Origin of the sequence: Variovorax sp. J2L1-78, from assembly GCF_030317205.1 — a bacterium.
Lineage (GTDB): Bacteria > Pseudomonadota > Gammaproteobacteria > Burkholderiales > Burkholderiaceae_C > Variovorax > Variovorax arabinosiphilus.
This window is the reverse complement of the sequence record NZ_JASZYB010000004.1, coordinates 433,153-446,906: the sequence shown is the minus strand read 5'-3', so window position 1 is coordinate 446,906 and position 13,754 is coordinate 433,153. Positions and strand designations below refer to the sequence as shown.

The 13,754-nt window shown below is 69.6% G+C and carries 13 protein-coding genes; 8 read left to right on the top strand and 5 right to left on the bottom strand.

What is annotated here, in order from left to right; all coding sequences use genetic code 11:
• Positions 1-100: 100 nt before the first annotated feature.
• Positions 101-934, bottom strand: coding sequence for a helix-turn-helix domain-containing protein (locus QTH86_RS24835; RefSeq protein WP_444814075.1), 834 nt, complete (start codon positions 932-934; stop codon positions 101-103).
• A gap of 127 nt (positions 935-1,061) precedes the next feature.
• Between QTH86_RS24835 and QTH86_RS24830 the strand changes: the two genes are divergently transcribed.
• From QTH86_RS24830 to QTH86_RS24805, 6 genes are all read left to right on the top strand, one after another.
• Positions 1,062-1,478: a hypothetical protein gene (locus QTH86_RS24830; RefSeq protein WP_286648840.1), complete on the top strand. Its 417-nt coding sequence runs from the start codon at positions 1,062-1,064 to the stop codon at positions 1,476-1,478.
• A 156-nt stretch (positions 1,479-1,634) separates the two neighbouring features.
• Complete coding sequence (locus tag QTH86_RS24825) at positions 1,635-4,502, top strand: aconitate hydratase (protein WP_286648839.1); 2,868 nt, start codon at positions 1,635-1,637, stop codon at positions 4,500-4,502.
• A 182-nt stretch (positions 4,503-4,684) separates the two neighbouring features.
• Positions 4,685-4,996 carry a FeoA family protein gene (locus QTH86_RS24820; RefSeq protein ID WP_286648838.1) on the top strand — a complete coding sequence of 104 codons (312 nt, stop codon included), beginning with the start codon at positions 4,685-4,687 and terminating at the stop codon, positions 4,994-4,996.
• The gene (gene feoB / locus QTH86_RS24815) at positions 4,989-6,890 is read left to right on the top strand and encodes a ferrous iron transporter B (protein WP_286648837.1); all 1,902 of its coding nucleotides are present in this window, start codon (positions 4,989-4,991) and stop codon (positions 6,888-6,890) included. Before QTH86_RS24820 ends, feoB begins: the two co-directional genes overlap by 8 nt.
• Positions 6,891-6,894: 4 nt before the next feature.
• A complete protein-coding gene (locus QTH86_RS24810) occupies positions 6,895-7,167 on the top strand; it encodes a DUF6587 family protein (RefSeq protein ID WP_286648836.1) in 273 nt (90 codons plus the stop codon).
• Positions 7,168-7,170: 3 nt separating this feature from the next.
• Entirely contained in the window at positions 7,171-8,349 is a 1,179-nt protein-coding gene (locus tag QTH86_RS24805; protein ID WP_286648835.1) for an FAD-dependent monooxygenase, read from the top strand.
• A 9-nt stretch (positions 8,350-8,358) separates the two neighbouring features.
• Here the strand turns inward: QTH86_RS24805 and kynA are convergent, their stop codons facing one another.
• From kynA to kynB, 3 genes are read right to left on the bottom strand one after another with little or no spacing between them, the layout of a single operon-like run.
• Entirely contained in the window at positions 8,359-9,198 is an 840-nt protein-coding gene (gene kynA, locus QTH86_RS24800) for a tryptophan 2,3-dioxygenase (protein ID WP_286648834.1), read from the bottom strand.
• Position 9,199: 1 nt separating this feature from the next.
• Positions 9,200-10,519 carry a kynureninase gene (kynU, locus tag QTH86_RS24795; protein WP_286648833.1) on the bottom strand — a complete coding sequence of 440 codons (1,320 nt, stop codon included), beginning with the start codon at positions 10,517-10,519 and terminating at the stop codon, positions 9,200-9,202.
• Entirely contained in the window at positions 10,516-11,151 is a 636-nt protein-coding gene (gene kynB, locus QTH86_RS24790) for an arylformamidase (protein ID WP_286648832.1), read from the bottom strand. The genes kynU and kynB overlap by 4 nt, the downstream gene beginning before the upstream one ends.
• Positions 11,152-11,291: 140 nt before the next feature.
• On the opposite strand from kynB, the gene QTH86_RS24785 reads away from it, so the two are divergent.
• Both QTH86_RS24785 and QTH86_RS24780 read left to right on the top strand, forming a co-directional pair.
• A complete protein-coding gene (locus tag QTH86_RS24785) occupies positions 11,292-11,855 on the top strand; it encodes a TetR/AcrR family transcriptional regulator (protein ID WP_286648831.1) in 564 nt (187 codons plus the stop codon).
• A complete protein-coding gene (locus QTH86_RS24780; RefSeq protein WP_286648830.1) occupies positions 11,852-12,184 on the top strand; it encodes an SMR family transporter in 333 nt (110 codons plus the stop codon). The genes QTH86_RS24785 and QTH86_RS24780 overlap by 4 nt, the downstream gene beginning before the upstream one ends.
• A gap of 12 nt (positions 12,185-12,196) precedes the next feature.
• On the opposite strand, the gene QTH86_RS24775 is transcribed toward QTH86_RS24780, so the two are convergent.
• Positions 12,197-13,612 (bottom strand): amidase, encoded by a 1,416-nt coding sequence (locus QTH86_RS24775; RefSeq protein WP_286648829.1) that lies wholly within the window; start codon positions 13,610-13,612, stop codon positions 12,197-12,199.
• Positions 13,613-13,754: the final 142 nt, after the last annotated feature.

Genomic DNA, 13,754 nt, shown 5'->3' with positions numbered 1-13,754 from the left:
GATGAGTCGGAGGTGTTGCATCAAGCTAAGGAACGCGATGCGGCCCGAGGGCGCATCAATGCCGCGCCTTCGTGTGGGCCGTCGCCGACGGCTGCTGTGGTCAGCGCGCCAGCGCGCCCAGGGCGGCGGCGGTCTGCGCGTCGGCCGGGAAGAAGGATTCCACGGCCAGTTCCTGCAGCGTCACGTCGACCGGTGTGCCGAAGACAGTGGTGGTGCTGATGAAGCTCAGCACGCCCGATGGCGTCGCCAACTGGAAGGGCACGACCACGCCTGCCAGTTCGCCGCCTGCGGGCGTGGCGTCCCTGCCGGGTTCGGCGACCGGGTAGGCGGCGAGTTCGTCATGCAGCGCCTGCAGAACGGCGTCGCCAGAGGCAGCGACCTGCTGCTGCAGGCGCTCCAGCAGGTGCGCGCGCCATTGCGCCAGGTTGGCGATGCGCGGCGCCAGCCCGTCCGGGTGCAGGCTCAGGCGCAGCACGTTGATCGGCGGCTTCAACAGGTCGGGCGCCGCACCGGCCATCAGCAAGGGCACGATGCGGTTGGCCGCGACCAGGTGCCAGTGGCGGTCGATGGCCAGCGCGGGATAGGGCTCGTGGCCCTTGAGCACCAGGTCGACCGCTCGGCGCGCCGCGGCGAGCGCCGGGTCGTCGAGCGTGCGCTGGCGGTACATGGGCGCGAAGCCGGCCGCGACCAGCAGCGCATTGCGCTCGCGCAGCGGCACGCCCAGCCGTTCCGCCAGGCGCAGCACCATTTCGCGGCTGGGCGCGGCGCGGCCGGTCTCGACACAGCTCAGGTGCCGGGTCGACACCTCGGCCTCCTGCGCCAGATCGAGCTGGCTCAGCCGGCGGCGTTGGCGCCAATGGCGCAAGTGGGCGCCGAAGGGCTCGCGCGCGCCAGGAGCAACGGGAGGAAGGGCGGGACGGTGCATGGCGGCCATTCTGGAACGTGCTGCGCGCCCCGGCCATGACCTCCCAGGTCATCGACGCCCTGACGCGCTGGCGGAACCATCGACCCCACGCAGCAGGAAGGGCCTGCCGCGTGATCCCACCCAAGGAGTTCCCACCATGTCGATCTTTGCTTCCCCTCGTTTCCTGCCCCGCGTGATGGCGGCCGACGCGCTCTCGTGTACCGCGACCGGCGCCCTGCAACTCGGCCTGACCGACATGCTGGCGCGGCTGACCGGCCTGCCGACCGCCTTGCTCACCGGCACTGGCGTCTTCCTGCTGGCCTACGCCGCGCTCGCGGCGTGGATGGCCCGCCGGCCCGTGCCGCCGCGCCGGCTGATCGGGCTCGTCGTCGTGGGCAACCTGGCCTGGGCCGCGGGCGGCGTGGCGCTGCTGGCGAGCGGCCTGGTCGCGCACACGGCGCTCGGCGCGGCTTGGGTGCTGGCGCAATCCTTGGTCGTCATCGTGCTGGCCGACCTGCAGTGGATGGGGCTGCGTGCGACGCGCCCCGCGCGTGGCGGGATGGCGGTGGCCTGAACCACCTTTCGCGCCGCCTCCTCCGAAGGAGGGAATCCGGATCCGTCCGGAGGGAGCGGGCCGCCGGCGGGCGCAGTCTCACGGCCATCCCTCCGACAGCGAATGACTTCGAAGCCTGCTATCTTTGAGGTGCTTCCACGAATCACAGGAGTCCCCATGGCCAAAGCACCGGCACACCCTTTCGCATCTGCCCTCAAGACATTCAAGACGGCATCGGGAGGGTCCGGCAAATACTGGTCGTTGAAGGAACTCGCCAAGCAGTACCCGAACATCGCGAAGCTGCCGGTCTCGCTGCGCATCGTGCTCGAGTCGGTGATGCGCAACTGCGATGGGCAGAAAGTCGGCGTCGAGAATGTCGAGCAGCTGGCCAACTGGCAACCGAACGCCGAGCGCACCGAGGAAATCCCCTTCGTCGTCACCCGCGTGGTGCTGCAGGACTTCACCGGCGTGCCGCTGCTGGCCGACCTGGCCGCCATGCGCAGCGTGGCGCAGAAGCTCGACAAGAGCCCCAAGACCATCGAGCCGCTGGTGCCGGTCGACCTGGTCGTCGACCACTCGGTGATGGTCGACCACTACGGCACGCCCAAGGCGCTCGACCTGAACATGAAGCTGGAGTTCCAGCGCAACAACGAGCGCTACCAGTTCATGAAGTGGGGCATGCAGGCCTTCGACACCTTCGGCGTCACGCCGCCGGGCTTCGGCATCGTGCACCAGGTGAACCTCGAGTACCTCGCCCGCGGCGTCTACAAGGCAGCCGACGACAAGGCCGAGGTGCCGACGTACTACCCCGACTCGCTGGTCGGCACCGACAGCCACACGACCATGATCAACGGCATCGGCGTGGTCGGATGGGGCGTGGGCGGCATCGAGGCCGAAGCCGCGATGCTGGGCCAGCCGGTCTACATGCTGACGCCCGACGTGGTGGGCTTCGAACTCACTGGCACGCTGCGCGAGGGCGTGACGGCCACCGACCTGGTGCTCTTCGTCACCGCCATCCTGCGCAGCGAGAAGGTGGTGGGCAAGTTCGTCGAATTCTTCGGCCCCGGCGCTGCCTCCATCGCGGTGCCCGACCGCGCGACCATCGGCAACATGGCGCCCGAGTACGGCGCCACCATGGGCTTCTTCCCGGTCGACGAGATGACGCTGGCCTACTTCAAGGGCACTGGCCGTACTCAGAAGGAAATCGAGCGCTTCGAGGCCTATTACAAGGCCCAGGGCCTGTTCGGCATGCCGGCGCCCGGCGAACTGAGCTACACGAAGATCGTGCGGCTCGACCTGGGCACCGTGTCGCCCAGCCTGGCCGGCCCCAAGCGCCCGCAGGACCGCATCGACCTCGGCCACTTGGCCACCAAGTTCTCCGAGCTCTACAGCAAGCCGAACGACGCCAACGGCTTCAACCAGCCGGCCGACAAGCTGAAGATCCGCTACCCGCTCACCAGGAACGGCCATGGCGACGACAACGAGGCGCCGGCGCCCGCGCCCGGTGCACCGCGCCAGGTGGTCGAGATGGTCGCCAACCGCTCGACCAAGGCTGCGGCGCATGTGAGCGCCACGGCACCGGCGGCGCCGAAGGGGCAGGTCACCATCGGCAACGGCGATGTGCTGATCGCGGCCATCACCTCCTGCACCAACACCTCGAACCCGAGCGTGCTGCTGGCTGCGGGCCTGCTGGCGAAGAAGGCGGTGGAGGCGGGCCTGACCGTCAAGCCGCACGTCAAGACCTCGCTGGCCCCCGGCTCGCGCATCGTCACCGAGTACCTCGAGAAGGCCGGCCTGATGCCGTACCTGGAGAAGCTGGGCTTCTACCTCGCGGGCTACGGCTGCACCACCTGCATCGGCAACGCCGGCGACCTCACGCCGGAGATCAACGAGGTCATCGCCGACAACAACCTGGTGGCGGCCGCGGTGCTCTCGGGCAACCGCAACTTCGAGGCGCGCATCCACCCGAACTTGAAGGCGAATTTCCTGGCCTCGCCGCCGCTGGTGGTGGCCTATGCCATCGCCGGCAACGTGATGGTCGACCTGATGACGCAGCCGGTGGGCAAGGGCAAGCACGGCAAGGACGTGTACCTGGGCGACATCTGGCCGAGCGCCAAGGAGATCGACGAGAACCTGCACTTCGCGATGAACGCCAAGGCCTTCCGCAAGAACTACGAGCAGATCGCCGAGAACCCCGGGAAGCTCTGGAGCAGCATCAAGGGCGTGAGCGGCGACGTCTACAACTGGCCCACCTCGACCTACATCGCCGAGCCGCCGTTCTTCGAGGGCTTCAAGATGAAGCCGGCCGCCACCAACCCGGGCTTCTCGGGCGCGCGCATCATGGCGCTGTTCGGCGACTCGATCACCACCGACCACATCTCGCCGGCCGGCTCCATCAAGGAAAGCTCGCCCGCGGGCATCTGGCTGAAGGCGCACGGCGTGCAGAAGGCCGACTTCAACAGCTACGGCTCGCGCCGCGGCAACCACGAGATCATGATGCGCGGCACCTTCGCCAACGTGCGCATCAAGAACCTCATGCTGCCGCCCGACGAGAAGGGCACGCAGGAAGAGGGCGGCCTCACGCTGTTCCAGCCGGGCAACGAGAAGATGTTCATCTACGACGCCGCGATGAAGTACATCGAGCAGGGCGTGCCCACCGTGGTCTTCGGCGGCGAGGAATACGGCACCGGTTCGTCGCGCGACTGGGCGGCCAAGGGCACCCAGTTGCTGGGCATCAAGGCCGTGGTGGCGCGCAGTTTCGAGCGCATCCACCGTGCCAATCTGGTCGGCATGGGCGTGCTGCCGCTGCAGTTCCGCGGTGCCGATTCGTGGCAGAGCCTGGGCCTGACCGGCCACGAGAAGATCGACGTGGTGATCGAGGGTGAGCTCAAGCCCATGATGGACGTGAAGCTGGTCGTGCACCGCCCCGACGGCACCCACCAGGAAGCGACGGTGCGGTTGCGCATCGACACGCCGATCGAGGTCGACTACTACAAGCACGGCGGCATCCTGCCCTTCGTGCTGCGGCAGCTGCTGGCGGCCTGATTCGACCGGCGAAGCCGCTGACCAGCGACTGACGAAACGCCGATGTCCCTCGAGGGCATCGGCGTTTGTTCATTCCAGCGTCGCCTTGTCGCACCGGGACCAAGGGGCTTAGCCGTGCCTTGTTTGGCCCTGACCATTGTTTTCGAGAATAATTCTCATCTTTATCTCGATGGAATGTTCGGGTGACAACAACGACTTTGGCGGCCCCCGTGGCTGCGGGCGCGTCGGCCGGGGCGCTGAGCCTCGACCAGCTGGCGATCAACGAATGGGCCACGGTGCTCGACGTGCTGCGGCCCGAGGCCGCCCAGGACCGTGAGCTGGTGCTGCGCCTGACCGAGATCGGCTTCGTACCCGGCGAAGCCGTGCGCATCGTGGCCACCGGCATGCCAGGGGCCGACCCGCTGGCCGTGCGCCTGGGCCACACCACCTTCGCGCTGCGGCGCCACGAAGCCGCCTTCATCCACGTCACCCGCGGAGCGAGCCACCATGGTTGAAGCCACGCTCGACTTCCGTCCCAACGCCACCCGTGCCGCGGCCGCACCGCCCGAGCGCGTCGCCCTGCTTGGCAACCCCAACTGCGGCAAGACCGCGCTCTTCAACCTCTTGACCGGCAGCCGCCAGAAGGTGGCCAACTACGCCGGCGTGACCGTCGAGCGCAAGGAAGGCACGCTGCTCACCGCGGGCGGGCGCCGCGTCTTCGTGCTCGACCTGCCCGGTGCCTACAGCCTCAACGCGCTGTCGGCCGACGAAGCCGTCACGCGCGATGTCGTCACCGGCCAGAGCAAGGAACCGACCCCCGACCTGCTGGTGTGCGTGACCGACGCGACCAACCTGCGTCTGAACCTGCGGCTGGTGCTCGAAGCCAGGAAACTCGGCCTGCCGATGGTGGTGGCCCTCAACATGACCGACATGGCCAAGCGCCAGGGCATCGTGGTCGACGCCGCCGTGCTCTCGCGCGAGCTCGGCGTGCCGGTGATCGAAACGGTGGGCGTGCACGCCGGGGGCGCACGCGACCTGCTTGCCGCGCTCGACACGCCGGTGGTGGCGGCGGCGCCGGTGCCATGGCTCGCCCCCGGGCTCGACGACGTGCTCGCCACGCAACGGGAGGTGCGCCGCATCCTCGGCCTGGCCGTGACCGAGCCGGTCGGCAGCCTGGCCACCAGCGACCGCATCGACCGCGTGGTGCTGCACCCGCTGTGGGGCATGCTGGTGCTGGCGGTCACGCTCTTCCTCATGTTCCAGGCCGTGTTCAGCTGGGCCAACGTGCCGATGGACGCCATCAAGTCCGCGACCGAATGGCTGGGCGAGGCCGTCAAGGCGGTGGTGCCCGAGGGCATGTTGCAGAGCCTGCTGGTCGACGGTGTGGTGGCCGGCGTCGGCGGCGTGATCGTCTTCCTGCCGCAGATCCTGATCCTGTTCCTCTTCATCCTCGCGCTGGAAGATTCCGGCTACCTGCCGCGCGCCGCCTTCCTACTCGACCGCATCATGGGCACCGTCGGCCTGTCGGGCCGCTCGTTCATCCCGCTGCTGTCGAGCTTTGCCTGCGCCATCCCGGGCGTGATGGCCACGCGCACCATCAGCAACTGGCGCGACCGGCTCACCACCATCATGATCGCGCCGCTCATGACCTGTTCGGCGCGGCTGCCGGTGTACGCGCTGCTCATCGCGGCCTTCATCCCGGCGCGTACCGTGGGCGGCGTCTTCAACCTGCAGGGCGTCGTGCTCTTCGCGCTCTACGTCTTCGGCATCGTCTCGGCCATGGCGGTGGCCTGGGTGATGAAGCGCTTCCGCGACAGCCAGCAGCACTCACCGCTGATGATGGAGCTGCCCGCGTACCGCTGGCCCAATGCGCGCAACCTGCTGCTTGGCCTGTACGAGCGCGCCTGGATCTTCCTGCAGCGCGTGGGCACCATCATCCTCACGCTGACCATCCTGCTGTGGTTCCTGTCGACTTTCCCGTCGCCGCCCGAGGGCGCGACCGGGCCGGCCATCCAGTACAGCCTGGCCGGCAGGATCGGCGGCGCGTTGCAGCACATCTTCGCGCCCATCGGCTTCAACTGGCAGATCTCGATCGCGCTGGTGCCCGGCATGGCGGCGCGCGAGGTCGCGGTGGGCGCGCTCGGCACGGTGTACGCGCTGTCGGCCACCGGCGACGACGTGGCCACCGCATTGGAGCCGCTGCTCGCGGGCAGCTGGTCGCTCGCCACCGCGCTGTCGCTGCTGGTCTGGTTCGTGTTCGCGCCGCAGTGCATCTCGACGCTCGCTGCGGTCAAGCGCGAGACCAACTCGTGGAAGTACGTGTGGATCATGGCGGGCTACCTGTTCGGGCTGGCCTACCTGGCCTGCTTCATCACCTATCGAATCGCGCTCGCACTGGGCTGGGGTTGAACGAATGGCACAGAACCTGATCGTCGGAATCATCGTGGCGCTTGCCGCCGTCTATGCCGTATGGCGCTGGATGCCCGCGGGCTGGCGGCGCTCGGCCGCGACCAAGCTGGCCGCCGGCTCGCACCGCGCCGGCCTGGTCGATGCGCAGCGCGCCGACGCGCTGGCCGCCTCGCTTGCCAAGACCTCGGGTTGCGGTTCGTGCGACAGCTGCGGTAGCTGTGGCACGGCAAAGACCGGCCCGGCCGCCACCGACGCGCCGCCCAGCGCCGCCCGCTGAGGGATGGCGCTGCAGCTCCTGGTCGCCGGCGGCGGCATCGGCGGCCTGGCAAGCGCGCTGGCGCTGGCGCAGGGCGGCCATCGGGTCGAGCTGTTCGAGCAGTCGGCCGTCTTCGCCGAAGTCGGTGCCGGCATCCAGCTCGGGCCGAACGCGGTGCGCCGCCTGCAGGCCCTGGGCCTGGCCGACGCGCTCGACACCATCGCCGCGCGCCCCGACACGCTGGTGGTGCGTGCGGCCCATGACGACCATGAACTGGCCCGCCTGCCGCTGGGCGACACCGCCTTGCAGCGCTACGGCGCGCCGTATTGCTGCGTGCACCGGGCCGACCTGCATGGTGTGCTGCTGGCGGCCGCGCGCGAGCACGCCGACGTCGCGCTGAACCACCCGGCGCGCCTGACGCAGATCGAGCGTTCCGACGATGCAGTGACGGTCGCCGCCGACGGCGCCCGGGCCTGGGAGGGCGATGCGCTGATCGGGGCCGATGGCCTGTGGAGCGTCGTGCGCGCGGAGCTCGGCGAACCCGGCCCCGCGCCGCGGCCCACCGGCCACACCGCCTGGCGTGGCCTGCTCTCGCAAACGGCCCTGCCGCTGGCGCAGCGCAGCACGCAGGTGCGCGTGTGGCTGGGTGACCGCCTGCACGCGCTGGTCTATCCAGTGCGCCGGGGCGAACTGCTCAACGTGGTGGTGCTGGCCGAAGCGGCGCCCGCCGGCGATGCGCGCGACTGGGACCAGACAACGAGTCTCGACGCATTGCAGCACGCCACCGGCCGCTGCTGCACGACGCTGCAGAACTACCTGCTGGCCGTGCCGACCTGGCGTGCCTGGACGCTGCACGACCGCGCGCCGCTCACCGGTCCGGCCCAGATGGCGCACGAGCGCATCGCGCTGGTCGGCGACGCCGCGCACCCGATGCTGCCGTACCTGGCGCAGGGCGCCGGCATGGCGATCGAGGATGCGGTGGCGCTGGCGGCGTCCCTGCAGGGCGCGGATGGCGGCGAGGTGCCGGCGTCCCTCCAACGCTACGCGCAGGCGCGCTGGCAGCGCAATGCGCAGGTGCAGGCGCGGGCCCGGCGCAACGGCGAGATCTTCCACGCCGCCGGGCCGCTGCGCGTGGCGCGCGACACGGCGATGCGCCTCTTGGGCGCTCGCCTGCTCGACCAGCCCTGGCTGTACGGCGGGTAGCCCTGGGCGTCAAAGGTTGGTGCGCAGGCGCCAGATCTCGGGGAACAGCACCACGTCGAGCATCTTGCGCAGGTAGCTCACGCCGCCGGTGCCACCGGTGCCGCGCTTGAAGCCGATCACGCGCTCCACCGTCGTCACGTGGCGGAAGCGCCAGAGCCGGAAGGCGTCCTCGATGTCGGTGAGCTTTTCGCCGAGCTGGTACAGGTCCCAGTGCTGGTGCGGGTCGCGGTAGACCGCGAGCCAGGCGGCTTCGACCTCATCGCTGGCTTCGTAGGGCTGCGTCCAGTCGCGCTCCACGTAGCCCGACGGCACCGGAAGCCCGCGCCGCGCCAGCAGGCGCAGCGATTCGTCGTAGAGCGAGGGCGTGCGGTAGGCCGCATCCACCTGCGCGAGCAGGTCGGTGCGGTGCGCGTGCGGCTTGAGCATGGCCGCGTTCTTGTTGCCCAGCGCGAACTCGATGCAGCGGTACTGCGCGCTCTGGAAACCGCTCGAACTCGCGAGGTACGGCCGCATCGCGCTGTACTCGGGCGGCGTCATGGTCGAGAGCACCGTCCATGCGCCGACCAGCTGCTCCATGATGCGCGTCACGCGCGCCAGCATCTTGAAGGCATCGGGCAACTGCTCGGTGGCGATGCAGCGCGTGGCGGCCGTCAGCTCGTGCAGCATCAGCTTCATCCACAGCTCGCTGGTCTGGTGCTGGACGATGAACAGCATCTCGTCGTGCGCCGGCGAGAGCGGATGCTGCGCATTCAGGATCTCGTCGAGGTGCAGGTAGTCGCCGTAGCTCATCGACGCGCTGAAGTCGAGCTGCGCCTTTTCTTCGTGGACGATCTTCTCGGTTTCGCTCATGTCAGGTCACCGCATTCTTCTGGTTGAACTCGGGGCGCTGCCATTCTTCTTTTTCCAGTACCTGCACCAGGTGCTCCACCGAATTCCACACGTCCTCGAAGCTCAGGTACAGCGGCGTGAAGCCGAAGCGCAGGATGTGCGGCGTCTGCGCATCGCCAGCGCGGAAGTCGCCGATCACGCCGCGCGCGATGAGTGCCTGCACGATGGCGTAGGCCGCATTGCCCTGCGCCTCGGCGACATCGGCCATCGCGAGGCACACCTGCGAGCCGCGCCGGGCATGGTCGCGTGGCGTGACGAGCGTGAAGCGGCCGGGGCAGCGCGCCTCGACCAGTGCGATGAAGGCGTCGGTCAGGGCGAGCGACTTGGTGCGCAGGGCCGCCATCGGGCCGAAGTCGGCATTGAAGGGCTCGGCCGCCAGCAGCGTGTCGAGCCCGCATTCGAGCGCCGACAGGCTGATGATCGGCTGCGTGCCGCAGAGGTAGCGCGCCACGCCCGGAGCTGGGCGGTAGTGCGGCGTGAACTCGAAAGGCGCGGCGTGGCCGAACCAGCCCGACAGCGGCTGCTCGAAGCGGCTCGCGTGGCGCGTGTTCACCCACACGAAGGCCGGCGCGCCGGGGCCGCCGTTCAAGTACTTGTAGCCGCAGCCGATCGCGAAGTCGGCGTTGCTCTCGTTGAGCGTCACCGGCACCGCACCCGCGCTGTGCGCCAGGTCCCAGACGGTGAGCGCGCCCACCGCATGCGCCGCGGCGGTGACGGCCGCCATGTCGTGCATGGCGCCGGTGCGGTAGTTCACATGCGTGAGCATCAGCACCGCGACCTCGGTCGTGAGCGCCGCGGGCAGGGCGTCGACGCTGTCGATCAGCTTCAGCGTGAAGCCGCGCTCGCGGCACAGCGACTCGGCGATGTACAGGTCGGTCGGGAAGTTGCTGCGCTCGCTCACCACGGTGCGGCGCTGCGCGTCACCACCGTCGAGCGCCTGGCTCATCGCGGCGAACAGCACCTTGTAGAGATTGATCGAGGTGCTGTCAGTGCACATCACCTCGTCGGGCGCGGCGCCGATCAGGCGCGCGAGCTTGTTGCCCAGGCGCTGCGGCAGGTCGATCCAACTGGCGGTGTTCCACGAGCGGATCAGGCCGGTGCCCCATTCCTGCGCCACCACCTCGGCGACGCGTGCGGGGGCGGCCGCGGGCATGACGCCCAGAGAGTTGCCGTCGAGGTAGATCACGCCGTCGGGCAGGGTGAACAGGGCGCGCAGGTCGCGCAAGGGGTCGGCGCGGTCGAGGGCGCGGCAGTCGTCGAGGGTCATGGTCAGGGAGGTCATCGGGGAAGTTCGCGCAGCACGGCGCGCACGGGGGAAGCGTCGGCGCTCACCAGCTTCAGCGGCAGCGCGATCAGTTCGTAGTCGCCTTCGGGCACGTCGTCGAGCACCAGGTTCTCGAGCACGCGCAGGTTCATGCGGCGGATCACCTGGTGGCTGTCGAGGGTCTTGCTGTCGGCCGGGTCGATGCTGCCGGTGTCGATGCCGACCAGCGTCACGCCGAGCGCGGCGAGGCGTTCGATGGTCGCGGGTGCATAGGCGGCGAGGGCGCCGTCCCAGCGTTCGACCGGCGCACGCTGGTAGGTGCGCACCAGCACGCGCGGCGGCAGGTCGGCCACCGCATGTTCGAGGTGCGACCATTCGATCAGCGGGCCGCGCGCGATCGCATGGATCACGCGGCAGCGGCCGAGGAAGGGCGCGAGGTCGACATCGCCGATCGTGGCGCCGTCGGGCGCGTAGTGCAGCGGCGCGTCGGCGTGCGCGCCGACGTGCGGCGACAGCGTGATCTCGCTGACGTTCACCGGGCAACCCGGGCCGATGCGCGCAGCCCAGCGCTGCCGGTAGGGCGTGTCGCCGGGAAAGACCGGCGCACCCTCGTGCACGGGGGGGGAAATGTCCCAGAGGAGTTGCGTCATTTCGCGAAGTTAGCGCCGCGCGACGGGTCGTGGTGTCGGTTATTTCCAACGCCTGCGAGAAAACCTGCGCGCCGGTTTTCGACGAGCGTGCCGACGCACCCGCATGCAAAACATTCCATTCGTAATGTTAGACTCGGGCCATGTCTGAAGCCCATCGCCGACGCAAGGACCCCGATGCGGTCCGTGCCAACCTCATCGCCGCCGCCGCCGAGTTGCTCGCGCACGGCGAGCCGCTTTCCATGGGTTCCGTGGCCGAACTCGCCGGCGTGACCAAGGGCGCCGTGCAGCATCACTTCGGCACCCGCGAGCAGTTGCTGTCGGACATGTGCGACACCTACATGCAGCAGTTCCAGACGGAGCTGTCGGTCGCGCGGGAGGGCGACACCGGTCCGGGCAGCGCGGCGCGGGCCTATGTGCGCGCCACCTTGCATGGCTTCGACGAGGCGAGTGAACAGGCGCATTGGCGCGCGATCCTCGTCGCCGCGGTGATCGACCGGGCCGTGGCCGAACGCTGGAGCGGCTGGGTGGCCGAGAACCGGGCCGGTGATGCGGCCAAGGACAACGCCGAACTCATCATGCGTCTGGCGGCGGACGGACTCTGGCTGTCCGATCTGCTGGGCGTCTACAAGCTCACCGCGTCGCAGCGCGCATCGCTCGGCGAATCCCTGCTGGCCATGTCATCCACCGAGGCACACACCGCTTGAACACCTACCTCATCCTCGGCGCCGCGATCGTCCTGGAGATCATTGCCACCTCCTTCCTCAAGGCCTCCGAAGGCTTCACGCGGCTGTGGCCGAGCCTCGTCACGGCGGCGGGCTATGCCGGCTCCTTCTATTGCCTGTCGCTGACGCTGAAGGTGCTGCCCATCGGCGTCGTCTACGCCATCTGGTCCGGCGTGGGCATCGTGCTCACCGGGGTGGTCGGCTGGTTCATCTTCAAGCAGCGCCTCGACGCGGCGGCGATCGGCGGCATGGCGCTGATCGTCGCGGGCGTGCTAGTGATCAACCTGTTCTCGAAGAGCGCGACGCATTGACCCGACGGCCGGTCACGCGCCGTCGAGCGCCTCGATGCCGCGCGCGCACTGCAGCACGCGCGCGTCCTCGTAGCGCGGCGCCACCACCTGCAGCCCGACCGGCAACCCGCGCACCGTGCCCGCGGGCACCGAACATGCCGGCACGCCGCAGTAGTTGAAGAGCGGCGTGAAGGCCGCATGGCCGCGCGGCCCGGCGGGGCGGCCGCCGATCACCGGCGGGCCGAGCTGATCGAGCGGCCAGGCCGTCACCGGCGTGGTGGGGCACAGCAGCACGTCGAAGGATTCGAAGAAGCGTGTGAGGCTGCCCGCGATGCGTTCCTTCAGTCGCAAGGCACGCGCCACGTCGGCGGGCGTGACCGCCGCGCCGGCCTCGATCTGGCCGACCAGCACCGGGTCGATGCGCGCGCGGTCGCTCGCCAGGCGGTCGCCGTAGAGCGCATGCAGGCCCGCCACCTGCAGCGCCATCAGCGGGTACTCGCGGGCTTCGGTCGGCCAGGGCGGGTCGGCATCGGCGATCTGCCAGCCGGCGGCGCGCAGGGCGTCGACGCGCTGCTGCAGCACGGTGAGCACGTCCGCGTCGACCGCGAAGTCGCAGCCCAGCTGCGGGCTCCACGCGACGCGCAACGCCTGCGGCGGCGCGTCGAGCGACGGCAGCGCGTCGAGCCCGGCGGCGATCGGCACGCCGGCCGGGTCGCCGGCGTCGAAGGCCAGCAGATGGTCGTAGAGCCAGGCGCAGTCGGCCACGTTGCGCGCCATCGGGCCGATGACGGACAGGCCGTAGTTCGGTTCCGCGAAACCCCACGGGTGCGGGATCAGCCCCGGGCTGGGCTTGAAACCGACCAGCCCGCAATGCGCGGCCGGCCGTCGGGTCGAGCCGCCCGCGTCGGTGCCGAGGGCCAGCAGCCCGAGGCCCGACGCGAGTGCCGCGACCGCGCCGCCCGACGAGCCACCGGGCGTGAGCGACGGATCGATCGGATGCCGCGTCGCGCCGTACAGCAGGTTGGTCGTCACGCCCTTGCAGGCGAACTCCGAACAGTTCGTGATGCCCAGCACCACGCCGCCCAGCGCGCGCAGCCGGGCCACGGCCCAGGCGTCGCGCGGCGCGATGAAATCCTCGAAGAGCTTCGAGCCCTGCGCGATGCGGCGGCCCGCGACCCAGAGGTTGTCCTTGACGGTGAAGGGCACCCCCGCCATCGGCAGCGATTCGCCGGCGGCTAACCGCCGGTCGACCGACGCGGCCTCGTCCAGCACCTGCTGCGGGTCGAACTGCACGATGGCATTGAGGCCCGGGTTGAGCGCCTCGACCCGGCTGATGAAGTGCCGCGCGACATCGACCGCGCGCAGCGCGCCTGCCGCCACCTGGGCTGCCACGGCGCGCGCCGTCCACATGTGCAATGGGCGGTCGTGCGCGGCGGCGTCGGTGTGCATGGGCTGGTCTTCACAAGAAGCATGCCAATGGAGAGTGGATGTCCCTGCATTCATTGGCCCCAATGCTTTGATGGATTGGACACAATATGAATTGGAGTTGTGCACATATGGTGCGCACCACGCCATCTTGGCGCGCCGACCG

Excerpts from the sequence above, each read along its gene's own strand:
- QTH86_RS24835 (WP_444814075.1), bottom strand. The coding sequence starts at position 934 with ATGGCCGCCATGCACCGTCCCGCCCTTCCTCCCGTTGCTCCTGGCGCG.
- QTH86_RS24830 (WP_286648840.1), top strand. The coding sequence starts at position 1,062 with ATGTCGATCTTTGCTTCCCCTCGTTTCCTGCCCCGCGTGATGGCGGCC.
- QTH86_RS24825 (WP_286648839.1), top strand. The coding sequence starts at position 1,635 with ATGGCCAAAGCACCGGCACACCCTTTCGCATCTGCCCTCAAGACATTC.
- feoB (WP_286648837.1), top strand. The coding sequence starts at position 4,989 with ATGGTTGAAGCCACGCTCGACTTCCGTCCCAACGCCACCCGTGCCGCG.
- QTH86_RS24810 (WP_286648836.1), top strand. The coding sequence starts at position 6,895 with ATGGCACAGAACCTGATCGTCGGAATCATCGTGGCGCTTGCCGCCGTC.
- QTH86_RS24805 (WP_286648835.1), top strand. The coding sequence starts at position 7,171 with ATGGCGCTGCAGCTCCTGGTCGCCGGCGGCGGCATCGGCGGCCTGGCA.
- kynA (WP_286648834.1), bottom strand. The coding sequence starts at position 9,198 with ATGAGCGAAACCGAGAAGATCGTCCACGAAGAAAAGGCGCAGCTCGAC.
- kynU (WP_286648833.1), bottom strand. The coding sequence starts at position 10,519 with ATGACCTCCCTGACCATGACCCTCGACGACTGCCGCGCCCTCGACCGC.
- kynB (WP_286648832.1), bottom strand. The coding sequence starts at position 11,151 with ATGACGCAACTCCTCTGGGACATTTCCCCCCCCGTGCACGAGGGTGCG.
- QTH86_RS24785 (WP_286648831.1), top strand. The coding sequence starts at position 11,292 with ATGTCTGAAGCCCATCGCCGACGCAAGGACCCCGATGCGGTCCGTGCC.
- QTH86_RS24775 (WP_286648829.1), bottom strand. The coding sequence starts at position 13,612 with ATGCACACCGACGCCGCCGCGCACGACCGCCCATTGCACATGTGGACG.